General features: G+C 69.4%; 19 protein-coding genes. 13 read left to right on the top strand and 6 right to left on the bottom strand.

Annotated elements, in window-relative coordinates; all coding sequences use genetic code 11:
* The first annotated feature begins 80 nt into the window (after positions 1-80).
* The 5 genes from ACWGKS_RS16035 to ACWGKS_RS16015 all read left to right on the top strand — a co-directional run bounded on the left by ACWGKS_RS16035 (position 81) and on the right by ACWGKS_RS16015 (position 4,618).
* Complete coding sequence (locus ACWGKS_RS16035; RefSeq protein WP_358508483.1) at positions 81-887, top strand: ABC transporter permease; 807 nt, start codon at positions 81-83, stop codon at positions 885-887.
* A complete protein-coding gene (locus tag ACWGKS_RS16030) occupies positions 880-1,779 on the top strand; it encodes an ABC transporter permease (RefSeq protein ID WP_452456142.1) in 900 nt (299 codons plus the stop codon). Before ACWGKS_RS16035 ends, ACWGKS_RS16030 begins: the two co-directional genes overlap by 8 nt.
* A 3-nt stretch (positions 1,780-1,782) precedes the next feature.
* Positions 1,783-2,790 carry an ABC transporter ATP-binding protein gene (locus ACWGKS_RS16025; RefSeq protein ID WP_452523009.1) on the top strand — a complete coding sequence of 336 codons (1,008 nt, stop codon included), beginning with the start codon at positions 1,783-1,785 and terminating at the stop codon, positions 2,788-2,790.
* 115 nt (positions 2,791-2,905) lie between these two features.
* Positions 2,906-3,436, top strand: coding sequence for a hypothetical protein (locus ACWGKS_RS16020; protein WP_452456144.1), 531 nt, complete (start codon positions 2,906-2,908; stop codon positions 3,434-3,436).
* Positions 3,437-3,679: 243 nt separating this feature from the next.
* Entirely contained in the window at positions 3,680-4,618 is a 939-nt protein-coding gene (locus ACWGKS_RS16015; protein ID WP_358508477.1) for a DMT family transporter, read from the top strand.
* 1,915 nt (positions 4,619-6,533) lie between these two features.
* On the opposite strand, the gene ACWGKS_RS16010 is transcribed toward ACWGKS_RS16015, so the two are convergent.
* On the bottom strand, positions 6,534-8,285 hold the full coding sequence (locus ACWGKS_RS16010) for a sensor histidine kinase (RefSeq protein ID WP_452456145.1): 1,752 nt from the start codon (positions 8,283-8,285) through the stop codon (positions 6,534-6,536).
* A gap of 314 nt (positions 8,286-8,599) precedes the next feature.
* Here ACWGKS_RS16010 and ACWGKS_RS16005 point away from each other — a divergent pair, with 314 nt between their 5' ends.
* Positions 8,600-9,418, top strand: a complete 819-nt coding sequence (locus ACWGKS_RS16005; RefSeq protein WP_358508473.1) for a hypothetical protein — start codon at positions 8,600-8,602, stop codon at positions 9,416-9,418.
* Between the two features lie 364 nt (positions 9,419-9,782).
* A complete protein-coding gene (locus ACWGKS_RS16000) occupies positions 9,783-10,877 on the top strand; it encodes a hypothetical protein (protein WP_452523006.1) in 1,095 nt (364 codons plus the stop codon).
* A gap of 515 nt (positions 10,878-11,392) precedes the next feature.
* Here ACWGKS_RS16000 and ACWGKS_RS15995 read toward each other — a convergent pair.
* From ACWGKS_RS15995 to ACWGKS_RS15985, 3 genes are all read right to left on the bottom strand, one after another.
* The gene (locus tag ACWGKS_RS15995) at positions 11,393-13,138 is read right to left on the bottom strand and encodes an LCP family glycopolymer transferase (protein ID WP_358508469.1); all 1,746 of its coding nucleotides are present in this window, start codon (positions 13,136-13,138) and stop codon (positions 11,393-11,395) included.
* A gap of 506 nt (positions 13,139-13,644) precedes the next feature.
* The gene (locus ACWGKS_RS15990; RefSeq protein WP_358508467.1) at positions 13,645-14,319 is read right to left on the bottom strand and encodes a hypothetical protein; all 675 of its coding nucleotides are present in this window, start codon (positions 14,317-14,319) and stop codon (positions 13,645-13,647) included.
* Positions 14,320-14,704: 385 nt separating this feature from the next.
* On the bottom strand, positions 14,705-15,892 hold the full coding sequence (locus ACWGKS_RS15985; protein ID WP_358508465.1) for an ROK family transcriptional regulator: 1,188 nt from the start codon (positions 15,890-15,892) through the stop codon (positions 14,705-14,707).
* A 228-nt stretch (positions 15,893-16,120) separates the two neighbouring features.
* Between ACWGKS_RS15985 and zwf the strand changes: the two genes are divergently transcribed.
* The 4 genes from zwf to ACWGKS_RS15965 all read left to right on the top strand — a co-directional run bounded on the left by zwf (position 16,121) and on the right by ACWGKS_RS15965 (position 20,896).
* Positions 16,121-17,602 (top strand): glucose-6-phosphate dehydrogenase, encoded by a 1,482-nt coding sequence (gene zwf, locus ACWGKS_RS15980; protein ID WP_358508463.1) that lies wholly within the window; start codon positions 16,121-16,123, stop codon positions 17,600-17,602.
* A complete protein-coding gene (gene edd, locus ACWGKS_RS15975; protein ID WP_452523003.1) occupies positions 17,599-19,416 on the top strand; it encodes a phosphogluconate dehydratase in 1,818 nt (605 codons plus the stop codon). Before zwf ends, edd begins: the two co-directional genes overlap by 4 nt.
* Before the next feature lie 63 nt (positions 19,417-19,479).
* The gene (gene eda, locus ACWGKS_RS15970; RefSeq protein ID WP_358508460.1) at positions 19,480-20,118 is read left to right on the top strand and encodes a bifunctional 4-hydroxy-2-oxoglutarate aldolase/2-dehydro-3-deoxy-phosphogluconate aldolase; all 639 of its coding nucleotides are present in this window, start codon (positions 19,480-19,482) and stop codon (positions 20,116-20,118) included.
* A gap of 259 nt (positions 20,119-20,377) precedes the next feature.
* Positions 20,378-20,896 carry a thioredoxin domain-containing protein gene (locus ACWGKS_RS15965; protein WP_358508459.1) on the top strand — a complete coding sequence of 173 codons (519 nt, stop codon included), beginning with the start codon at positions 20,378-20,380 and terminating at the stop codon, positions 20,894-20,896.
* Positions 20,897-21,092: 196 nt separating this feature from the next.
* Here the strand turns inward: ACWGKS_RS15965 and ACWGKS_RS15960 are convergent, their stop codons facing one another.
* Positions 21,093-21,506, bottom strand: a complete 414-nt coding sequence (locus ACWGKS_RS15960; protein ID WP_452523001.1) for an NUDIX hydrolase — start codon at positions 21,504-21,506, stop codon at positions 21,093-21,095.
* A 73-nt stretch (positions 21,507-21,579) separates the two neighbouring features.
* Entirely contained in the window at positions 21,580-22,149 is a 570-nt protein-coding gene (locus ACWGKS_RS15955; protein ID WP_358508455.1) for a DNA-3-methyladenine glycosylase I, read from the bottom strand.
* Between the two features lie 126 nt (positions 22,150-22,275).
* Between ACWGKS_RS15955 and ACWGKS_RS15950 the strand changes: the two genes are divergently transcribed.
* Both ACWGKS_RS15950 and ACWGKS_RS15945 read left to right on the top strand, forming a co-directional pair.
* Positions 22,276-22,845, top strand: a complete 570-nt coding sequence (locus ACWGKS_RS15950; protein WP_358508453.1) for a GNAT family N-acetyltransferase — start codon at positions 22,276-22,278, stop codon at positions 22,843-22,845.
* Positions 22,846-23,081: 236 nt separating this feature from the next.
* A complete protein-coding gene (locus ACWGKS_RS15945; RefSeq protein WP_358508451.1) occupies positions 23,082-23,471 on the top strand; it encodes a VOC family protein in 390 nt (129 codons plus the stop codon).
* Positions 23,472-23,478: the final 7 nt, after the last annotated feature.

Below are 23,478 nucleotides of genomic sequence, written 5' to 3'. Positions count from 1 at the left end.
TCTAGGCGACCCGGACCTGGCCCCCTGGCCCAGGGACGTGCCGATTGCACGTTCTTCAGCCGTCAAGGGGAGTCGCGCCCGTGCGTGTCCACTTCGCGGTGTACGCCCGAGGGCTACGCCGCCATTCGACCTACCGTGCCGCGCTCGTCGCCGGCTTCATCACCAACTCGGTCTTCGGCGCCATCAACGCGATGGTCCTGCTCGCGGTGTTCTCCGCGCGCCCACAGATCAATGGGTACGACGCCTCCGACGCCGTCACCCAGGTGTTCGTCGGGCAGATGCTCATCACGGTCACCATGATCGTCCACACCGGTCCCTCACTCGACCTCGCCGAGCGCATCCGCACGGGTGAGGTCGCCAACGACCTGCTCCGCCCGATCTCCCTCCAGGGGTGGTGCCTGTCAGAGGACCTGGGCCGATCCACCTGCGGTTTCCTCTTCCGCGGGGTGCCGACCTTCCTGGTCGGCGTGGTCCTGTTCGACACGGTGCTGCCCTACGAGATCACGGGCGCGCTCGCGTTCCTGACCTCGGTGGTCCTCGCCGCACTGGTCGGCTTCGCCCTGCGCTACCTGTACTCGCTCTGCGGGTTCTGGATGTTGGACAGCCGTGGAGTGTGGGCGGTCGCCGGGCTGGTCGGGCCGATCCTCGCGGGGATGATCCTGCCGCTGCCCCTGTTCCCACCGGCGATCGGAGACGTTCTACGGCTGCTGCCGTGGGCGTCGATGGTGCAGATCCCCGCCGAGATCCTGCTCGGCAAGGAGTCACTGCCCGGGGGTGGAATTCTGAGCGGTCTGGCCCTCCAGGCGCTGTGGGCGGCGGTGCTGCTCGGTCTGGGGGCCTGGATCACCGCCACGGCCACGCGCAGGGTGGTGATCCAGGGTGGCTGACACCAAGGGCCGCGCCGGAATCCCCGGGGACGGGTGGTCCGAGCCCGGAGGTGGGCGGACCGGTCGGGTCCGGTACACCGCCACGACACTCCTACGGCCGTTCGCCGACTACCGGCGGCTGGCCTGGCTGTGGGTTCGGGCCTTCGCGCAGTATCCGCTCTCCCTCGTGCTCATGTCCTTGGCCGTCACGGTCAGCGTCCTCACCCAGGTCGGCGCCGTGGTGATCCTGTTCGGCCACGCCGGCACCCTAGCCGGATTCAGCGTGATGGAGGGGTTGTTGGTGTTCGGGCTGGCTTCGAGCGCCTTCGGGACCGCGGACATGTTCGCGGGTTCGGTGGAACGCCTGGGAACCCACATCCGATCGGGGACCCTGGACACCATGCTCATCCGGCCGGTGTCCCCACTGGTCCAGGTGGCCGCGGACGAGTTCTCACCGCGACGGTTGGGCAAGGTCGTCCCGGCCCTGGCGATCCTGGGGGTCGCCCTGTCCGAGGTCGACGTCGAGTGGTCCGTGGCCAAGGTGGGACTGCTGGTCCTGATGGTGCTCTCCGGCACGCTGATCTGCGCCGCGATCTGGGTGATCACCGGATGCCTGCAGTTCTTCATCGCCGGTGCGCGTGAGGCCGCCAACTCACTCACCTACGGAGGGCAGGCCCTCACCGAATACCCGATCGCGATCTACGGGCAGGAGATCGTCCGCTCGGTCACCTACGTGGTGCCGCTGGCCTTCATCAGTTGGCAGCCGGCACTGCTCGTCCTCGACCGCCCCGACCCCCTCGGAATGCCCGAGCAGCTGCGTTACCTCGGGCCGGTCGTCGCGGTCCTCCTCTGTGTCTGCGCCGCCCTCACCTGGCGGTTCGGGCTGCGTCACTACCGATCCACCGGGAGCTGAGAGATGACCCCGAACGAGACCCTCCACCGTGAGGCACCCGGAGAACCGATCATCGAGGTGGTCGGTCTGGGACGTGACTTCGTCCTGTCCGAAGGCCCGTTCCTGCGCCGGACCCGCCGCCGGGTCAGCGCGGTCGGCGACGTCACCTTCACGGTCCGGGCCGGGGAGATCGTCGGATACCTCGGTCCCAACGGCGCCGGGAAGTCCAGCACCATGAAGATGCTCACCGGCATCCTCACCCCCACCTCGGGGACCGTTCGGGTGGCGGGCCTGGAACCGGCCCGCCGACGCACCCGGTTGGCCGCGGAGATCGGGGTGGTGTTCGGACAGCGCACCACCCTGTGGTGGGACCTTCCCCTGCGCGACAGCCTGTCCCTGACCCGGCACCTGTACCGGGTACCGGAACGCGAGCACGCGGAACGACTGGCGGAGCTCACCGAACTCCTCGAACTCGGCCCCTTCCTGGACACGCCGGTCCGACAACTCAGCCTGGGCCAGCGCATGAGGGGCGACCTCACCGCCGCCCTCCTGCACGCTCCACGGCTGCTGGTCCTGGACGAACCGACCATCGGGCTGGACGTGGTGAGCAAGTCGACCATCCGCGAGTTCCTGCTGCGGACCAACGCCGAGCGGGGCACCACCATCCTCATCACCACGCACGACCTGGGTGACGTGGAGCGTCTGTGCGACCGGGTGATGGTGATCGACCACGGTCGGTTGGCCTTCGACGGCGGCCTTCCCGAACTGCGCGCGACCGTGCCGGTACCGCGGGTCCTGGTGGTCGACCTGGCGGCTCCGGCGCCGAGGATCGAGGTTCCCGGGGCCCATACCGTACGGGTAGAGGGGCCCAGGCAGTGGTTGGAGCTGCGGGACAACCCCGCCAGGGTGATCGCCGAGGTGGCCGGGGAGCACGAGGTGGTCGACCTGACCCTGCGCGAACCCGACATCGAGACGGTGGTGTCGTCGCTCTATCGAGGGACGGTACCGGTGGAGCGGGCGGACGGAGCCTGAAGCGTGTGGACGCGATGTGACGTGGCGTTCGGACGCGGTGGGGGAGTGGGCACCACGCGTGGTGGTGGTATCACCACCATGGAATCCGAGGACGGTACCCGAAAGACTCGGTCGTATGGACAGAACCCTTCCGAGCCCGGTGCGTTGGTCCACGTTCCTGTGGGCGTCGGCGATCGCGGCGGGCATCATCGAGACCTCCCTCGCGGTGGCGCCCGGGCTGGCGGAGGGCGCCGCGGTGCCGTGGCTCGCCCTGTCGGTCCGCGGGCTGCTCTACACCTTCTCCGCCCTGTTGGTCGTCTGGTTCGCCAGGGGACACCACTGGTCCAGGGTGACGCTCGTGGTGTTGATGACCGGTGTGGGTCTGGCGAGCGTGCTGGCGTCCATGGGGCTGGGGGTGCTGTCCGGCCTGGGTGTGTTCGCCGGCCTCGGTTATGAGGGCCCGGGTGCCGCGTTGGCGCTCCGGGTCGTCCACACCGTCGTGTACGTGGCGGCGGTCGTGGTGGCCACCGTGATGGCGTTCCTCCCGGCTTCGGGCCGCTACTTCGCCGCCACCGGTGTCGAAGACGATCCCCTCCACTCGGAGAACGTCGGACGATCGGACGTTGAGGGCACCGTCATCGACCGCGCCCTGCTCGCCGGCGGCTGATCGGCCGAGCCACAGAGCCACAGAGCCACAGAGTCACCGAGCCACCGACCGGTTCGGCCTTCGGGCCACGGACCGGTCGTCCACAGGGTGAGAGTCGGCCTGTCCTCGCCCGATGTGTTCGGCCTACCGCGGACGTATGGGGAGCTTCGCTCTTCGCGCGCCTCGGCGTGCCCTCCCACCACCTTCACCACCTCTCAGCCGTCCGGTTGCCGCGCTTCGCCCCATACCGGGAAAATGGTGCACATGACGCTGCTCTCCTACGGCATGTGGCTCGGGGTCACGTTCGGTGTGCTCTCCTGTGTCGCGTACACGGTCGCCGCCGTGGCCCAACGCAGGCTCGCGGTCCGGCTCTCCGCGCCGCTCACAGGAGGACGGCAGTTCGGTCTGTTGCTGCGGCACCCGCTCTGGTGGGTGTCACTGGTCTTCAACGGAGGTCGTGCCGGGTTCCAGGTGGCGGCGGTCGGTTTCGCCCCGCTCACCGTGGTGCAACCCCTCGGCGTGCTCGTCCTGGTCTTCGGTATCCCCTGGTCGGCCCGGCTGGAGCACCGGCGGGTGAGCTCGGCGGAATGGCGTGGGGCCGCCTTCACGATGGTGGCCCTGGGCGTCCTGCTCGCGGTCACCGTCACCGGGGACGTGGGCGGGGTGATGTCGGAATCGGACTCCGTACTCGTCGGGGCGGGCACGGTCCTGCTGATCTCCGCCGTCGCCTGGTTGGCGGGCAGGATTCCTTCGATGGCCTGGCGAAGCTATCTGCTGGCCGGGGCCGCCGGGGTCGCGTTCGGGGTCTCCTCGGCCGCGGTGAAGACCGCCGTGTGGGCCTTCGGAGACTTCGGGGTCACCGCGTTCGTCCACCCCGCGACCCTGGCCACCCCGGTGATCGCGGTCTTCGGGCTCTTCCTGGCCCAAGCCGCCTACCAGGGTATGGATCTGGGCGCGCCGCTCGGCATCACCACGCTCGCCAATCCGGTGGCGGCGGCGGTCGTGGGTGTGGCGTTCATGGGGGAGACCTACGCCGGCGGCGTTCCCGGCGCGGTGACCGCCGTGGTCTGCGCTCTGGTCGCCGCACACGGGATCCGGTTGCTCACCGTCCGCTCCGATGGTTCGTCCGGCCCCCTTTCCGAGACCTGCGAACCCGGATCTGCGAAGTCGGAGCCTTGGTCCGGTCTCGACCGCCGCCCCTGACCGGGCCTCACCCCGATAGGCCCTCGAAGTAGCCCCTCGCACCCCTGCGGAGAGCTGGGCCCACCTCCTCCCTCTCCGTTTCGACGGTGGCCTCGAACGCGTTTTCGTTGCGTTGTTTCGTCACTATCGTGATACGTCGAGCACATTGCGTAGGCGCTGTTTCGTCGCCCCTGGCATGCATGGAGCGTTTCAGGTGGCGGTGACGAAACGAACGGATCAGAGTTTCATTCGTGCCGCACGAGCCGCCTGAAGCCATGCTCCCGCGTTGGTGACGCCCCTCATGGGCCGGCCCGTCACCGCTCCGGCCGACCACGTGCCCGACAGCCGACGGCACCATCGACCCGCCGGAGCGGACCATCCTGTTGGTGGCGCCCGAGGCGCACCGACCGGCCCACGCGAGCCGAACCCGCCCGAGCCCGTGGGCACCCTCCTTCGGCCCGCGACCGCGCGAACAGGCAGTCGGAACGGGCACGGCGCCGCGCCCCCCACCGCGGCGCGCGAGGTGGATCCCGGACGATCCGAACCGGGCATCCTCGATGGACCGGCACCCGAGGGCGTCTCCACCGAGGTGGTCGTGGTCGACGTCCTCTCGACCGCCATCGAACCGACCGGCGACGGCTTCCAGGGGGACACCGCCCCCTGGCCGCCCTCTCCCCGCTCCGAGATGGGCCTTCCCGGCGACCGTCCATGTCGGATCGTCGATCTCCGGTGGTCACATGTCCGGATCCCCTGGGTTCCGTACGCATCGCCGTTCCTCCTGGGGGCCGCTCGTCGCAGGGATCGACCGGCGCCCGAACAGAGCCGTCGCGCGATCGGGACGCTCGTCGGAACGCCGAGCCGGCCTCTCGCTCGGGTCACCCGGGGTGGTCTTCTCGTGGGTCGGGCACAGGGTCTCGCCGGTGACGTTCGCGCACCTGGAGACCCCTTGGCGGCTCTGACCCTCGGACGCGGCGAGCCGTCGTGCCTTCGCGCCCCCGACCTCGATGGGCGGGTGCGCGTCGACACGAACCGGCCGGGTGGGACTCTTTCCGGCCCGCCTTTGGCGGCCCCACCGGTGGACGTCCCCCGAGGCGACCTCATGATCCGGACCTCGGCGCGATTCCCTCGTGCGGGCACCCCCGCGGTGCCGTTCGTGGTGCGGACCCCGGCGGAACGGCGGCTCGAACCTTCGTGGGCCGTGACCAGTGCGGCCGTGGCGTCGCGGTACGCGTCCGGTCTCGCGCTGAACGCGGTGACGCCGGGTGGGCAGAGGGTCGTCGCGAGGTACCTGTCCACCTCCAAGGAGGTCGCCGGGTACGTGTTCGGGCTCGGCGGCATGGCCAATCTCCCTTGTGGTGATCGCATCGACGCACCCCGGCCGTATCGAGACCGGAACGGTCGCGTCGGTGGTCACCCGGCTCGATTACCTGAGGACCGTTTTCCGCACCGTTCTTCGCTGTTCCCGTCGTTCCTCGAATCGGTGTCGACGGCGGTTCCGAACATCGGTCCTGGTCGCTCTGCTGGAACCTCCTCCGGGGTGTCGGGTGTTCACGCGTCGATCGGTCCAAGGCATGACCTGGAGCTTCAGGTCGGGGGACCGGGATCGGCGCCGGTCCGGGTGGTCGCACCCCGACCCCCGTCACCGTCTTCGAAGGCTCGGGACGACCCGGCTCCGATCGACCCGGTTCCGTCCTCGGCCCGGCAGCGCGCTACCGGTGTGCGGTCCACCGGCGGTAGCGGTATCGGGGTCGAGGCGGTGAGGGACCGATGGTCGGGTCGAGGTGGGCAACGGTGACCTCCCGCCGAGCGGGGACGGGGGAGGGACCGGATGGTCTTCCGGTGCCCCCACCTTCCACTGAACACGACCGGGGATCGACTGCCAAGCCCCGATCTCCGGCCTGTGGACAACCCTTCCGAACCCGGAAGGGTGTCCGGTTCAGTACAGGTCGAGATGCGGTTCCGGAGCCGGATCGGGAACCGGGACCTTCCAGGTCAGCACGGTTCCGGAGACCTCACCGCGCCTGGCCTCGAACTCCCCGCCCAGGGCCAGGGCCCGCTCCTTCATGTTGCGCAGCCCGCTGCGGCGACCCGTCTCCGGCAACCCGATCCCGTTGTCCGTCACGCTCAACGCCAGGGTGGTCGAACGGCCGGTGACCGCCCTCTCCTCCACGACCACGGACACGTGTACCTCCGAGGCCTGGGCGTGTCGGGCCACGTTGGTCAACCCTTCCCCGAGCACCGCCAGGAGTTGCTCGCCCACGTCCTCGGGGACCGACGCGTCGATCGGCCCGTCCAGACCCACCCCCGGATGACAACCGAGACTGTGCGCGGTGTTCTCCGCCAGTCGCAGGATCCGACCGCGCAACGACGTGTCCTGCCGACTCGGTGGGTTCTGCAGGTCGAAGATGGTGGAGCGGATCTCCCTGATGGTGCCGTCCAGCTCGTCGATGGTGAGCTGGACCCGTTCCTCGGCCTCGGCGGAATCGATCAGCCGGACCGTGCTCATCAGGGTCATCGCCGAGGCGAACAATCGCTGGATCACCACGTCGTGCAGGTCCTTGGCGATCCGGTCGCGCTCCTCCAACACCACGATCCGCTCGGTGTCGCGGCGGGCGTCCGCCAACTCCAGGGCGACCCCCGCCTGCGCGGAGAACGAATGCAACATCCGGCGGATGTTGGCGTCGAACGGAGCCCGTTCGAGGAGCTTGCCGAGCAACAACACGCCTCGGGTGTTCCCCGGGGTGCCCAACGGCACCAACAACCCGGGACCGTACCCGCGGTGCGTCAGCATCGGGCATTTGGCCTGCCGTAGATCGGGAATGGTGACGGCCTCCCCGGACTCGTACACCCACCCACAGACGGAGTCGTGGATCTCGACCGGCGTCCCCAGGATCTCCTGGGCGACCGGACCATCCGCGAACTCCGCGAAGAGGTGATCGCGCGCGTGCGGGTCGGGCAGCATCACCACCGCCGTGTCCGCCCCGCTGATCTCCCTGGCCTGGGCCGCCATGTAGGTCAGCACCTGGTTGGTGTCCGCGCCCGAGAGCAATCGCGTGGTGATCTCGCTGGAGGCGCCCAGCCAGCGTTCGCGCAGCCGGGTCTCCTCGTACAGGCGGGCGTTCTCGATGGCGACGCCGGCGGCGGTGGCCAGCGCGGTGACTATCGCCTCGTCCTCCTCGTCGAACTCCTCGCCGTTCTCCTTCTCCGTCAGGTAGAGGTTGCCGAACACCTCGTCGCGGACCTGGATCGGCACCCCGAGGAAACTCGACATGCCGGGGTGCCCCTCGGGGAACCCGCCGAACTCCGGGTGGTCGCGCAGATCGGACAGGCGCAGCGCGGCGCGGTCGTACAGGGGCGCGCTCAGCACGCCCCTGCCATGAGGGAAGCGACTGATCCGTTCGACGTGCTCCCGGCTCAGCCCCACGGGAATGAACTCGGTGAAGTTGCCGTCCTCGCCGATCACTCCGAGTCCGGCGTACCTGGCCTTCGTCAGCTGTGCGGCGGCCTCTGTCAGCCTGCGCAGCACGGTGGCCAGGTCCAGATCACCACCGATGGTCAGCACCGCCTGGAGCAGGGAATGCACTCGTCCCTGGGCGGATGGTCCTGTTCGTGCCCCGGAACGCATCTCCGCGAGGAGTTCGCCCAGGGGCTTGGGGGACAACCGGTGGCTCTGGGGGATCTCGGTCATGTGTGGTTCAACCTCCGCAGAGCCGTTGAGGGGTTGAGGGCTAATACTCGAATTGTCGTTGGTTTTTTCCCGTTTTGCCACATCTGGCTGCTCTGAAGCCTGTCTGTGGGGCGGATAAATTACTTCGAAAACGCGGACGACGGTTGGGTAATTCATGCTAACGTCGCGGTCAGTCAGCGCGGCAAGCCCTCTCTGACCTGGAGTCGAGCATCTGGAACACGATGTTTCCGGTGCCATTCACATGAACCCCACAGGCTGTCGGGACCCGGGCATCGCCTCTGGGAGGACCCACGGTACGGCGGAAGGAAACCTCGGTGTCTGGATACCACGGTACGGTCGGCGCCACCGGCGTCGGTCCCGCCGTGTGGCCGGAACCACTCCGCAGGGTCCTGCTGCTCGCGGGGTTGGTCACCGCGATCCTGTTCACCGTATGGCTCTCCTCCGCTCCGGCACACGCCGAGGAACTCTCCCTCTCCGAACCCGCGCTGCCCTCGACGGGCGCCGTCGTGGAACGGGCGGAGGGACTCGGCCCGGTCGGTGACACCGTCGCCGAGGTAGGGGGCCACGCGACCCGAGCGGTCGGCGGTGCCTCGGAGGCCGCACAAGCGCTCCAGGCCAAGACCCCGGATCCGGTTCCGCACGTTCACGAGGCCGTGCGTTCGGCCTCGCTGCCCGAACCGGGTGGGCTTCCCGAGACGCTCGCCCCGGTCACCGGTCAGGTCGACCACCCCGAGTCCCAGGACACGGACGGCCCCGATGAGACCGGCGTGACCACCGAGACGGGGCAGAACCCCGAAGAGCCCGAGGTCGAAGAGACCATGGCGCGCCTCGATGCCCCGCCTCCTCACGAACGGGCCGTCCCCGACCCGGTCCAGGCGACCGATGTGGCGGACTCCGACGACGAGAGTGATGTCCTGGGTCCGGACGTCCTCGACGCCTCCTCCGCCGGCGGTGCCGCGCCCGCCACGGCGCCCACCGCCACCGGCGGCACCGCGACCGCGCACGCCGTCGCCGGCTACCTCGCCACCGCGGCCGCTCCGGCACCCGCCCCCGGCCTGTTCGAGGCCGCCCGACACGTCCTGCGTTCGGCGCCCGTCGAACCCACGGACGAGTCCACCTTCTCCCCGGACTAACGGACCCCCACAGGTCCACCGCGCCGCCACGCCCCGAGCGTTTCCACACGCTCCTCATTCCTTCGGCGTCCCACCGCGCGCGATCGGCCTTCTCCCGGCACACCCTTCCCAGCCACGCGTCTGGGGGCTGACGTGAGCCCCGCACCTCCTGCGAGGTTCACGTCAGCCGGTGGTCCGCCAGACCGACCGACTGAATCCGGCAAGAACCGACCCCGCCCCTTCCATGGGCGCGATGGTTCGACCGCCGGAACAAGCCTTCCGGCCCCGATCCCCCGGCCAGGGAGACGGGCCACCGTGACGGGGCGTGACATCGCCCCGCCGCACCCGAATGAACCGACACGAGAACCACTCTGGAAGGACACACATGTTCCACACCGCCCGCTCCTCCGCCCATGCCATGCTGTTGGCGGCCGGCACCGCCGGATTCGTCGCCCTCGGCGCCGGGATCGCGGGGGCCGACACGCTCGGCGGTGTCACGGACGGCCTCCCCCTGGGAGACCTGGGAAACCAGGTCCCCACCGCCCTGACCGAAGGCGTCGGTACCCCCGTCGGTGACCTGGTCCAGGTCCAGCCCGGCGAGATCTCCGCCCAGCCCGATGTCCAGCACCAGTCCGGGACCCCCACCGACACCGTCGGACACGTCGTCGGTGACGGTGTCTCCGCCGAAACCCCGATCGAGACCGGCGAGGAGAACGCCGCCGAACTCGGCCCGCTCGGTCTGGACGGAGCCACCGAGACCCTGCCGCTGACCGACGCGGCCGGGGCCTCCCCGGTCGGCGGTGCCGTCGACCCCCTCTCCGGGCTGTTGGGGGGTACGGGGCTGCTCGACGCCCTCCCCCTGAGCGGTGGCGGACAGACCCTCCCGCTGAACCACTCCGAGTCGCCCCTCGACCTGGGGCACCACGCCTCCGTCGTCGAGGACACCGCGGGTGAGTTGGGGAGCCGGGTCAAGACCGGGGTGCAGGAGACCGACGCGCACCTGGTCGGCCTCGACGAGGTCGACCTCGACCGGGTCGGTGGGAGCGTCCCCATGAGCGACCCCGTCGGGCTCGACGCGGGTGAGAACGCCGACCTGACCGGCGGAGTCACCACCCTGTTGCCCGCGGACGTCGCCGAGACCCTCCCGATGAGCGGATCCGAGGACCTGGCCGCCACCGATGTGGTCGACGGCGTGGACGCAGGGGCGCTGAACCAGGCCACCGAGCCCGTCACCGACACCGCCGCCGAACTCGAACTGCCGCTCCCCGTGGGCGACTCGGCCGGGACCCTGCCGCAGAGCGGTGCCACGGACCTGGTGGGCGATCTGCTGCCGCAGACCCCCGGCGGCGACCTCGTCGACGTCCAGGGTCTGCCTCAGTTGGGAGAGCCCCAGGTCGGCACCGACCAGTTGCCCGTCTCCACCGACGAACTGCCCGTGGCCGAGGGTTCCGCCGCGGACCTGGGGTTGGGCCTGAGCTGATTCCGAACGTGCGCCCACCCACAGCGGTGGGCGCACCACCTTGGGCGATACGCGTGACCGCCTCCGTCGATCGGCCATCGGGTTGAACTGTGAGGGTTCCCCGGAATCCGCCGGTGGGCACGGGTCGGCTCTCGCCGCCCGAGGTGCGCGGTGTGCCCCGGCCCAGGAGGCCGGGGGCGCGCCGAGTCCTCACCCGGACCGCCCGCTCCGGTCCGGGGAGGGAGGACGACACAGGGGTTCCGAGAGCGTTCGGGGCGTCGGGGCGGACCCCGGCGCCCCGTTCTCCCGCCGCGCATCGGGTGCCGCACATAGGGCGCGGTCGGCTCCGGCCATGGGGCGTTCCGATCCGGTGCCCTTCCCCTAACCCGTGGTCCTCCCCGAACCCGTGGTCCTCCCTGAACCCGCGGTCCTTCCCGGACCCGACCGGCCCCCTCGACCCCACCGAACCCGTGAACGCCGAAGGGCCCCGCCGTTCACGGCGGAGCCCTCCACGTCGAGGTCGATTCGTGTGACCGCTACCAGTCGTCCTCGCCGGTACCGAACCCGAGCCCGTCCTCACACGGGTTGGACGTGGCGTCACGGCCCTCGCCCGGACGGGCGGACGGCGATCCCGTCGCGTCCTCCTCGCCCACACCCTCTTCCTCCAGCGCCTCGCCGTTCTCCACGACCGACCGGTCCACCGGGGTCGGAGAGGACGTCGGCGGCTCCTGCGGGACCGAAGCGTCATCGGCGGCGAGCAGTTCCGGCAGAGGACGGTCCTCGCGCACGGCCCGGAACAGTTCCTCGGCGTCCTCCTGGTTCCACATGACCCGGTTGGGGTCGTACGGAGCCTGATACCAGGGCACGGTGTGGAACTCGATGTCGGACAAGTCCACGTCGGCCATGGTGACCGCGATGGACAACATGCGATCGAGCGAGAGCTCACGGTCGGTGGCGCTGTGTTGGGCCACCGCCTGCAGGACCCCGTTGAGCTTGCGCGGGCTGGCCAGCACGTCGCTGCTGGTCACCTGGTCGGCGAGCGCCGCCATGAACATCTGCTGTCGGTCGATGCGGCCGATGTCCCCACCGTCGCCGATGTCGTAGCGGGCCCGGACGAAGGACAGGGCCTCCTCCCCGCGGAGGGTCTGCTGACCGGCTTCGATGTCGAGCTTGGACCGCTCGTCCCGCATGGGCTCGGGGATGCACATGTCCACCCCACCGATGGCGTCCACCACGTCTCGGAAGCTCGCGAAGCTCAGGTGGACGAAGTGGTCGACCCGAATGTCGGTGAGCGACTCGATGGTCCGCACGACACAGGGCGGGCCACCGTGGTACATCGCGGCGTTGATCATGCCGAAGTAGCCGTAGGTGCCCTCGGTCTTGGCGTAGGCGTCGCATTCGGGAAGCTGCACCAGGGAGTCGCGCGGGAAACTGATCACCGACACGCGTTTGTCCGGCGAGATGTGCGCGAGCATCAGGGAATCGGAGCGTTCGCCCTCGAACTCCTCCGTGTAGGCGGGACTGTCCTCCTCGTATCCATCGGATCCGATGAAGAGGATGTTGACCGCGTCGCTGATCTTGTCCGGTCGGTCCTCCTCGCTGAGTACCGAACCGATGTCGTGCTGCGTCATCTCCGAACGCAGTGAGTGGTAGTAGCCGTAGGCGGTGGCGGCGCCCAGACACAGGAGGATCGCGACCGAGGCCGCGGTCCACAGGACGACGCGGCGCAGACGGCGGTGCCCCTTCTTGCCGGTCGCCACGGTGGCCGTGGCGGTGGCGGCGGACTCATCACCGGCTCCGGTGGCGCCTTGTTCCTCGCCGCCTGCCTCGCCGTCCGTCTCGGGTGCGCTCTCGGGGCTCGCCCCGGTGACGTTCGAGGTGGCCTGGGCGGTCACTTCCTCGGCGCCTTCGGACGGTTCCGTCTCGGAGCTCTCGGCACCCTCGTCATCCGGAGTGGTGTCGTCCTCGGTCCGGTCCCGCGAAGCGTCCTCACCGGACTTCTCCGTGGCCGCCACGGACTCGTCGACGTCGTCGACGACGGGCGCCGGAGCGCTCTCACCATCAGGCGTACTCACACCGTCCGGTGCCGACGCTCCGTCCGTTGCCTCTTCCGGTGCCTCGTTCGGATCCTCGGCGCGAGGCTCCTCGGCCACGGTCTCGGGTCCCCCGGGACCGTCTTGTTCCTCGGAGTCTCTCCGGTCCTCGGACACGGGATCGTTCTCCGGGATCTCGTCTGGTGTCTGGTCCGCGCCGGAATCGGCGGAGTTCTCGTCAGCGGGCATCGTGACAATCTCGGTGAGTTCGGACGGCTGGACGTGCCAACGGACGGACACCGACCCGAGCGGGTCTCGCGTCCGGATCCGAGGAATGGCGGAGGTCGCGCAGGGGATGCGCGCGGGATGTCCGGAATCCGGGCCGAAAAGTCATCGAGGGAAGATGTGGCACCCGTGGAAGAGGGTGCGGCACCGATGGGCAGGGGGCGGCTAAGACACCAGAACCCGCGCGTGGCAGTGATCCTAGGTGAAGTTCTCGCAGAGTGCGCGTTCGGGTTGTCCACGCGCGCGGTTCCTGACCACAATTGCGCCGCACAAGTTCCTTCGTCGGATGGAAGTCCACGGAGGTTTTCCTGCCCGACTTTCTCACGTGTGACCGCAAGAATCACTTCTGACCCGCCGTGGGAACATCGGTTCGGAGCGTCCCGGTGGGCGTGCGCGCAATGATGCGGTTCCGCCTGGAGAACGCTCCCGATCGGGGTGCGTGGAGTCGCGTGTCCCGTGACGAACCGGGGTCAGTCGTCCCAGAACGCGCTTTCCTTCTCAGGGCTCGCCGGTGTGGCGGTGCGTCCGCTGGTCTTGCCGGAGGGCTTGGTGCCACCCTTGGTCGTCTTGGTGGTCGTCTTACGGGCCGGGGTGCTCTTGGCGGGCGCGCTTCCGGTGTGCCGGGGACGCGCGGTGACGGAGCTCTTCTCGATCGGCGCGGCGGGCTTGGGCGTCTCCCCGGAGTGGATGCTCAGGGCCTCTTCCTCCACGCTCAGCATCTTGCGCATCGCGGAGGGGATCTCTGGGAGGCGGTCCGCTCGCAGGTGGGCGCCGAGGACGTCCAGAGCGTGGTCGCACAGGACCCGCTTGGCGGTACCGGAGCCGACGCCACTGAGTTGTTCGACCTCTGGCAGTTCGTGTTCGCGCAGTAGCCGGACGACGGCGGCGAGCCGTTCACGCGTCTTGCGGTCGGTCATCGACATGACGGTGAGCTCGGCGTCGCGCAGGAACTCGGTCTTGTCGCCGTCGCCGTCACGTTCGGCGATGAACGCGCTGGTGAGACTACGGGCGGAGTTGCGGGTGCCGGACCGGAGCTCGGCTCGGCGGATCTGTCTGGCGTGCAGGGCCGTGACGACGGCGCTCGTGACCAGGCTGATGCCGGCACCCAACAAGACGAGCACGGCGGGGTTCTCAAGAATGTCCACGGGAGGCCTTTCCGGACGGGGCCGCACGGGGCAGGGGTTGCGGAGGTGGGGGCGTGCGGGGAGGTGCTCGGGTGCGTGACTATTCGGTAGTTCGGTACATCTTGTCAAGTGTCATGACATGCCGGGCACACGAAAATAGACGCCCCCGCAGATCAGGGAGGCCGGTGGGGATCGGTGTCGAATCGCCCTCGCCCATCACTTACCCGGGAGTTCGTGGTCGAACACGACCGTCCACAGGCTGTGGATAATCGCCCCGCCCTCCAGGTCGTGAGCCCGCCCGTGCTCCCGGCCGGGGCCGTCCATGAGTCGACCCGAGCCGATCCGTGACATCCGGGGACCGGTTCAGGACGGGCCGAAGCGCCGGCGGAGGCCCTGAACCCTCCGCCTAACCCGCGAGCAGCTTGTTCACGGCGTCGGGGGAGAGGACCTCCTCGGTGACCATCGCCGCGCATCCGCGAACCCCGGCGTCGTCCCACAGGGTGCTCGGAACTATCCGCAAACGGCGAGTGGACAGCGCGGTGCACTGTTGGAAGACCACCTCGCGCACCCCCGCGACCAGGTGGTCGTAGGCCCCAGAGAGGTCGCCGCCGAGCACGATCACCTCCGGGTTCAGTAGGTTGACCGCCCCCGCGAGGGCCTCACCCAGCCGTCGCCCCGCGTCGCGTACCAGGGTCACGGCCACCGGATCCCCGTCCTGGGCCAGCGTCACCAGCTCCGGCAGTCCCGCGACCGCCCGCCCTTCCCGCGCCGCGAGGGTCAGCAGGCGTCGGCCACCGATCACCGCCTCCAGGCAGTCGGTGTTGCCGCAGCGGCACGGCAGGCCGCCACCGTCGCGCACGGGGATGTGCCCGAGCTCCCCGGCCGCGCCGAGGGCCCCGCGCAGTAGGTTGCCACCGGAGATCAGCCCCGCGCCGATCCCCGTGGAGACCTTCACGAACATCATGTCGTCGGTGTGGCCGTGGCCGCCCGAGATGTGCTCACCCAGGGCCATCACGTTCACGTCGTTGTCCACCATGACCGGGACCGGGAAGCGTTCGGCCACGAGCGGGGCCAGGGCCACGCCGGCCCACTTGCCCAGGACGGGCCGATCATCCGCCCGACCCGCGTGGAACTCCACGGTTCCGGGCAGGCCGATCCCCACGCCGTGGACGTCGTCGGGGGAGCGTTCGAGGGACGCGATCTGTTCGCTCCATGTGTCCAGTAGCCAGGGCACGGTTGCGTCGGGTCCCTGTTCCATGTCGGGCGAGCCCGGCGTGCGGACCAGCACCCGACCGTCCAGATCGCACACGGCGGCCTGGCTGCGGACCATGCCCAAGGCCCCGGTCAACACCAGGCCGTGGGAGGCGTTGAACTCCAGCAACGTGGGTGGCCGGCCACCACTGGAGGCGGCGCGGGTGCCCTCCGTGACCAGGCCGTTCTCGATCAGCTCGGTGATCCGCAGGGCGACGGACGGGCGCGAGAGGCCGGTCGCTCGGGCGATCTCCGACCTGCTGGTGGCGCTTCCCGTACGGATCATCTCCAGGATGTGGCCGCTGGTCGCGGTGGAGGACAGGCGTCCTGGGGTTCTGGCCATGCCTCATTGAACCATTCACCAGGTCGGTCGCCGTGAAGACCGTGTGCTTATGTAAATTATTGTTCTGAAGTGTGATTGGTTTTTTACCATAGTGGGATTAAGGTCGAAACAGGGTCGTTGGTCCCCCCGGCCACGACGTTCCGGACCCCGCACCGGAAGTCCTCGGACCCGCGCCCCGGCACCCCCCGATCACACCTCTCCTCCCTCCCTCTCGCAGGAGCCGACCGAATGCAGCAGCCCGTGCCCCGCCACCCCACCGACCTGGTGGTCTTCGGCGGAACCGGCGATCTGTCGATGCGCAAACTCCTTCCCTCCCTCTACCTCCTGGACCGTGACGGTCACCTAGACGAGGGGACACGCGTCATCGCCGTCTCCAAGGACGGACTGACCGACGCCGACCTGCGCGACAAGGCGGCCTCCGCGGTACGTGGCCACAACGCCGTCCAGGTGGTCGAACCCGAGGTCCTGCGCCGCTTCCTGGGGCGTCTCCGGCACGTCACGGTGGACGTCGGCGGAGACCCCTCGGGCTGGACGCGTCTGACCGAGGCGCTCACCTCCGGCCGGGACCGGGTCTTCTACCTCGCGGTGCCGCCGATGATCTCCGGCGCCATCTGCCATGGCCTGCGCGACGCCGACCTGGTCACCCCGGAATCCCGAGTGGTCATGGAGAAGCCGCTGGGCCGCGACCTGGTCTCCTCACAGGTCGTCAATGACGAGGTGGGGGCGGTGTTCGACGAGTCCCGCATCTACCGGATCGACCACTACCTGGGGAAGGAGACCGTGCAGAACCTGCTCGTGCTGCGGTTCGCCAACGTCTTCCTCGAACCCCTATGGAACTCTCGCTGGATCGACCACGTGCAGATCACCGTGGCCGAGACCGTCGGCGTCGGCGGCCGTAGGGGCTACTACGACTCCTCCGGTGCCATGCGCGACATGGTCCAGAACCACCTGCTGCAGCTGCTCTGCCTGACCGCGATGGAACCGCCGTCCAGCTACGACCGCGACGCCGTCCGCGACGAGAAGCTCAAGGTCCTGCAGTCCCTCAAACCCGTGGCGGGGGACCAGGTCGCCCGGCACATCGTGCGCGGGCAGTACACCCGCGGCGAGGTCCAGGGAGAAGAGGTCCTCGGCTACCTGGACGAGGCGGGCGGGCCGCCGACCAGTGACACCGAGACCTACGTGGCCCTGCGCGCCGAGGTGGCGAACTGGCGGTGGGCGGGCGTCCCCTTCTACCTGCGCACCGGCAAACGCATGGCGAACGCCGACTCGGAGATCGTGATCCGGTTCCGGGACGTGCCGCACACGATCTTCCCCGGCGCCGGTACGCCCAGCGACGCCGGCTCCCTCGTCATCCGACTCCAGCCGGACGAGGGCATCCACCTGACCATGCTGGCCAAGACACCCGGCGCCGGAGCGCTGAGGTTGCGGCCGGTCCCGCTCGAACTCAGTTTCGCCGACACCTTCGCCACCCGCTCCCCCGAGGCATACGAGCGGCTGCTGATGGATGTGTTGGCCGGGGACTCCACCCTCTTCATGCGCCGCGACGAGGTCGAGGCCGCATGGCGATGGGTGGACCCGATCATCCAGGCCTGGGACGACCTCGGTGTCGCCCCTGAGCCCTACCCCGCCGGAAGCGCCGGCCCCGCGGGCGCCGACCGGCTCATCGGCCGCACCGGCCGTACGTGGCACGAAGAGGAGAGAGCCCGATGACCGCGCACCCCGACCTCCACCCTGTCGTCGCAGAGGTGACCCGCCGCCTCGCCGACCGCAGCGTCGACACCCGATCGGCCTACCTGGAACGGATCCGTGAGGCCGTGAGCAAGGGGCCGGCCCGTTCCTCGATGGGTTGCGCCAACCTCGCCCACGGGTTCGCCGCCTGCGGTGTGGGCGACAAGCTCGCCCTTTCCGGGGACGTCACCCCCAACCTGGCGATCGTCTCCGCCTACAACGACATGTTGTCCGCGCACCAGCCCCTGGAGTCCTACCCCGCGATCATCAAGGCCGCGGTGTCCGAGGCCGGCGGCGTCGCCCAGTTCGCGGGTGGTGTCCCCGCCATGTGCGACGGCATCACCCAGGGCCGTGAGGGCATGGAACTGTCCCTCTTCAGCCGCGACGTGATCGCGATGGCCACCGGCGTGGCGCTGTCGCACGACATGTTCGACGGGGCGCTCATGCTCGGTGTGTGCGACAAGATCGTGCCCGGCCTGCTCATCGGCGCACTGTCCTTCGGGCACCTTCCGGTGGCCTTCGTGCCGGCCGGCCCCATGGCCTCGGGGTTGCCGAACCAGGAGAAGGCGCGGGCCCGACAGAGGTTCGCCGAGGGACAGATCGGGCGCAAGGAGCTGCTCCAGGCCGAGTCCGCCGCCTATCACTCACCCGGCACCTGCACCTTCTACGGCACCGCCAACTCCAACCAGATGCTCATGGAGGTCATGGGCCTGCACCTGCCAGGCGCCAGCTTCGAGCAGCCGGGAACCCCGCTCCGCGAGGCCCTGACCAAGGAGGCCGGGCGCCGCGTACTCGGCCACACCGCGTTGGGGGAGGAGCACACCCCACTCGGTGAGCAGGTCGACGAGAAGGCCATCGTCAACGCGGTGGTCGCGCTGCTGGCCACCGGCGGCTCCAGCAACCACACCCTGCACCTGGTGGCGATCGCCCGCGCCGCCGGTATCCGGCTCACCTGGGACGACTTCGCGGACCTGTCCGAGGTGGTGCCGCTGCTCACCCGCATGTACCCCAACGGTGCCGCGGACGTGAACCGGTTCCACGAGGTGGGCGGCATGGCCTTCCTCATCGGGAGCCTCCTCGACGCCGGTCTGCTCCACGAGGACGTGCACACCATCGTCGGCCCGGGACTGGACCGCTACCGTCAGGTGCCCCACCTGGACGAGGCCGGTCTGACCTGGGTGGACGGGCCGAAGGACAGCGCCGACAAGACGGTACTGCGCGGCGCGGGCGACCCCTTCGCCCCCGACGGCGGTCTGCGCATGCTCTCCGGCAACCTCGGCCGTGCCGTCATCAAGGTGTCGGCCGTCGACCCCGAACGGCGCGTGATCGAGGCCCCCGCCAAGGTCTTCGCCGACCAGGCCGAACTGCAGAAGGCCTTCACCGCGGGAGAGTTGACCGGTGACTTCGTCGCGGTGGTGCGCTTCCAGGGGCCGCGTGCCAACGGAATGCCCGAGTTGCACAAGCTCACCCCGCCGCTCGGGGTCCTACAGGACCGGGGCCAGAAGGTGGCCTTGGTGACCGACGGGCGTATGTCCGGGGCCTCCGGGAAGGTGCCGGCCGCCATCCACGTGTCCCCGGAGGCGGAGGCGGGCGGTCCGTTGGCCAGGATCCAGGACGGCGACCTCATCCGGCTGGACGCGGTGAACGGCACACTGGAGGTCCTGACCGACCTGGAGGGCAGGGAGGACGCTCGTCCCTCCGTCGACTCCTCGGTGGGCACCGGGCGTGAGCTCTTCGCGGCTCTGCGCGCAGCGGTCGGCCCGGCCGAGTCCGGCGCCGGCGTCTTCGGTCACTGAGGAATCCGCGCGCCGGGGACCCGCACGACCCCACCCGTACCGAACCTGTACTTGGAGAAGCACATGACGACCGTTCCCCGCTCCGGTGAGGACCTGTTCGCCCTCGCCCCGGTCATGCCGGTGGTGGTGCTGGAGAACGCCGAGGACGCGGTGCCCGTGGCCCGCGCACTGGTGGCGGGCGGCCTGCCCGGCATCGAGGTCACCCTTCGGACACCCGCCGCGCTGGACGCGATCGAGCGCATCGCCGAGGAGGTGCCCGAGGCGGTGGTGGGCGCCGGCACGGTGGTCTCCGCCGACCAGGCCGACGCCGCCGCGAAGGCGGGGGCGCGGTTCCTGGTCAGCCCGGGGTGCACCCCCGACCTGGCGCGCGCCATGTCGGACACCGGGCTGCCCTCGCTGCCGGGGGTGGCCACGGTGTCGGAGGCGATGACCCTTTTGGAGTCGGGCCTGACCGCGCTGAAGTTCTTCCCGGCGGAGGCGTCGGGCGGGGCACGGTTCCTGAAGTCCCTGGGTGGACCGCTGCCGCAGGTGCGCTTCTGCCCGACCGGTGGGATCACCCTCCAGAGCGCGCCGGACTACCTCGCCCTGCCGAACGTGGGCTGTGTGGGCGGGAGTTGGTTGACCCCGACCGACCTGGTCGCCGGGGCCCGTTGGGACGACATCACGGCCCTGGCCCGCGAGGCCGCCGCGCTGCGTTCCTGAACCTCGATACCACGGACCTCGATACCGCGGAGCGCACACCGCCGACCGTCGCTGGGAAGCCGACGGTCGGCGGTGTCATGTCTCGGTGCGAAGCGGATCTTGATGCCGGACAAGGGGCATGAAAGCGGATAAGTTTCGTGGAGGGGGTGCCTGAACGCTCCGTAACGGGCATACTGCACTGCATTCACTTGCGTCACTATCACGTGACTCCGTGACCACCCCCCGATCCCCCCATCGAGGTGCAGACATGGGCGCGACCATGAACCGCGTTAACCTGACGACCGCCGCGTTGACCCTGGCGCTATCGGCCTGCGGATCCGAACCCGAGGACACCGTGGACACGATCGACTCCGGTGCCGAGACCACCCCCGAGGTCCACCGGGCCCTGAGTTTCACCACCACGACGACAGACGGCGCCGAGTTCGAGGGTGAGTCCCTGACCGAGTCCGACGCCGTCCTGTGGTTCTGGACCGCGGACTGCGAGGAATGCCCGGGCCAGGCCTCCGTGGTCTCGGCCGCCGACCGGGTGCACGAGGACATCGACTTCCATGGCGTCGTCGGTCGTTCGGAAGAGGAAGCCGCCCTCCTCTTCGAGACCGCACACGGGATCGACGACATGACCAACCTGGTCGACGAGTTCGGCACCATCTGGGGTGGCTTCGAGGTGATCAGCCCGCCCTCGTTCGTCTTCCTGCGATCCGACGGCACCCACACCACCGTTCCCGGCGCGATGAACGTGGACGAGCTGAACGCCGCCATCGAGGACGAACTCACCTGAGGGCCCGACCCGCCCTCGGTCGTCGGTCGGAGCGCGGGAGTCCACGAGCGCACAACCCCGTCCAAGACCCGCTCCAGACCCAAGGAGAACTCGTGGTCGGGGCCGTAGACCGCCCGGTGTGCCCGGCCGTTCGGCGGCGGGAATGGGAGGGAGGGGACCGGGCGGGGCCGGGTCCGGTAGGGCGGGCCTCACGGGGTCAGGAGGTGGTGGTGCGGTGTCGGTGGAGGATTTCGAGGACGAAGCCGGGGACGAGGAGGGCGCCCCACCGTTCGGGAGCGACCCAGTCGAGTCTTTGGCCTTCGGTGAGGGGCAGGGAACGGGGATCGCCCTCCCAAGTGGCGGAGAAGAAGGTGAGGTGTTGCCCGGAGCCGTTGACGTCGGGGGCCTCGCAGAACTCGGTGAGTCCTTCGACGGTGAGGCCGGCCTCCTCCTGGAGTTCGCGGACGATCGCCTCGCGCGGGGCCTCCCCTTCCTCGCAACCACCGCCCAGAGTGCTCCAGTGGCCGGGCCAGGCGATACCGGGAATGTCGTCGCGCAGGTGCAGCAGATATCGTCCGGCGCCGTTGGTGATGATGGCCATCGCGCCGTGGGTGGCAGGAGCGGTCGTCATGTCGCTCACGCTAGGCCACGGGACGTCGCGAGGCCCATCCGGTGGGCGGGAGCGTTCGTCCCGAGGACGGTGGTCAGGGTTTGGCCGGACAGCCCACCAGGTGATCCTCGACCACGCCGGTGGCCTGGAGGTAGGAGTACGTGATGGTGCCGCCGACGAAGGTGAACCCGCGCCGCTTGAGGTCGCGGCTCAGCCGGTCGGCGAGCGGGGTGGTCACCGGAACCTCCTCGGGTGTGGTCCAGTGGCCCACCACCGGGGTGCCGTCCACTCGGTCCCACAGGTAGGCGTCGAAGCTTCCGAACTCCTCGCGCACCCGTAGGAAGGCCTGGGCGTTGCGTACCGCCGAACCGACCTTGAGCCTGTTGCGGATGATCCCCGGGTCCGACAGCAACCGGTCCGTTTCGGTCTGTCCATAGCCGGCGATCCGATCGAAGTCGAAACCGTCCATCGCCCGCCGATAGTTCTCGCGCTTGTTCAGCACCGTGGCCCAGGACAGGCCGGCCTGAGCACCCTCCAACACGAGCATCTCGAACAGGTAGCGGTCCTCATGGGAGGGTCGCCCCCATTCGCCGTCGTGGTAGGAGGTCATGAGCTCGGAGGTGGTCCGGGCCCAGGAACAGCGCGGATCGTCGACGTCGGGCACTGGGGCTCCTCATTGGCTGGTCGATGCGGGGCACGTCCATCGTCCCCGAGATCGACGACCATCCGACACGTGGCGCGTTCGGTAAAACACGTTGAGCCGTTCGTCGGAGGCAGCGAGGATGCTTGGGTGACGAACACGAACGCCGGGACCGTACCGACCGGCGCCCCTCGGGTGCGCCTGGTGGAGATGACCGAACCCATCCTGGTCGCCCTGAAGAAGGGGGACGTCTCGACCGCCGGGAGACTGGTGGGCGCGGAGTTGGGGCCGCACTTCGCCGAGAAGGAGATGCTCTGGCTCAGCGGCTACCGGCTCGACCAGCTACGGGCGGTACCGGAGCGTGCCGGTTGGTTGACCAACGTCGTGGTGGACGCCGACGACGGCGGGGCGGTCGGCCACGCGGGATTCCATGGACCACCGGACGAGCGCAGAAGTGTGGAGATCGGATACTCCGTCGTGCCGGAACTGCGGCGTCGGGGTTACGCCCGGGCGATGGTGGTGGAGCTGCTGCGGCGGGCCGACGCGTCGCCGGACGTGATGACGGTACGTGCCGCGATCAGTCCGGACAACGTCGGATCGCTCGCCACCATCACCGGCTTCGGCTTCGAAAGGGTCGGTGAGCAGTGGGACGAACGTGACGGACTGGAGTACATCTTCGAGCGTTCCTCACCCTTGCCGGAGGAATCGACTCGGGGGTAGCGTTCCCCTAATTACCTCGACATCAAGACAATCACGGTTTCGCCTCGACACCCTCGGAGGACGCACGTGAGTGCCCTGGAGATCACCGAATTCAGACGTGTCCACCGGCGAAAAGGGAACGCGGACTCGGTAGCCCTGCGCGGCGTCACCCTCGACATTCCCGAAGGCGAGACGCACGGGCTGCCGGGACCCAACGGCGCGGGCAACGGAACCCTGGACCGAACCGAGAGGAACGTATGACGACCCCCGACACCTCCACCGCACTCGGCTTCGGTCTCCACCATGTCCAGATCGCCCTCCCGCCAGGTGGTGAGCAGGACTGCCGTGCCTTCTACGTGGGCGTCCTCGGCTTCGTCGAGATCCCCAAGCCCCCGGTTCTGGCGGCCCGCGGAGGCCTGTGGGTGCGCGCCGACGCCCTGGAGATCCACCTGGGAGTCGAGAAGGGGTTCGCCCCGCAGCGCAAGGCGCACCCCGGCATCCTCGTGCGTGAGATCGACACCCTCGCCGAGCGGATCACCGCAGCCGGACACGAGGTGACCTGGGATGACGCCTTCCCCGGTTATCGACGTTTCTACGTTTTCGACAACAACGGCAACCGGCTGGAGTTCCTCAGCCCGCGGGAGTGAGCGCGAG

Source organism: Nocardiopsis sp. NPDC055879 (assembly GCF_053615935.1).
The sequence above is the reverse complement of the archived record's forward strand: the minus strand, read 5'-3'. Positions and strand labels throughout refer to the sequence as shown.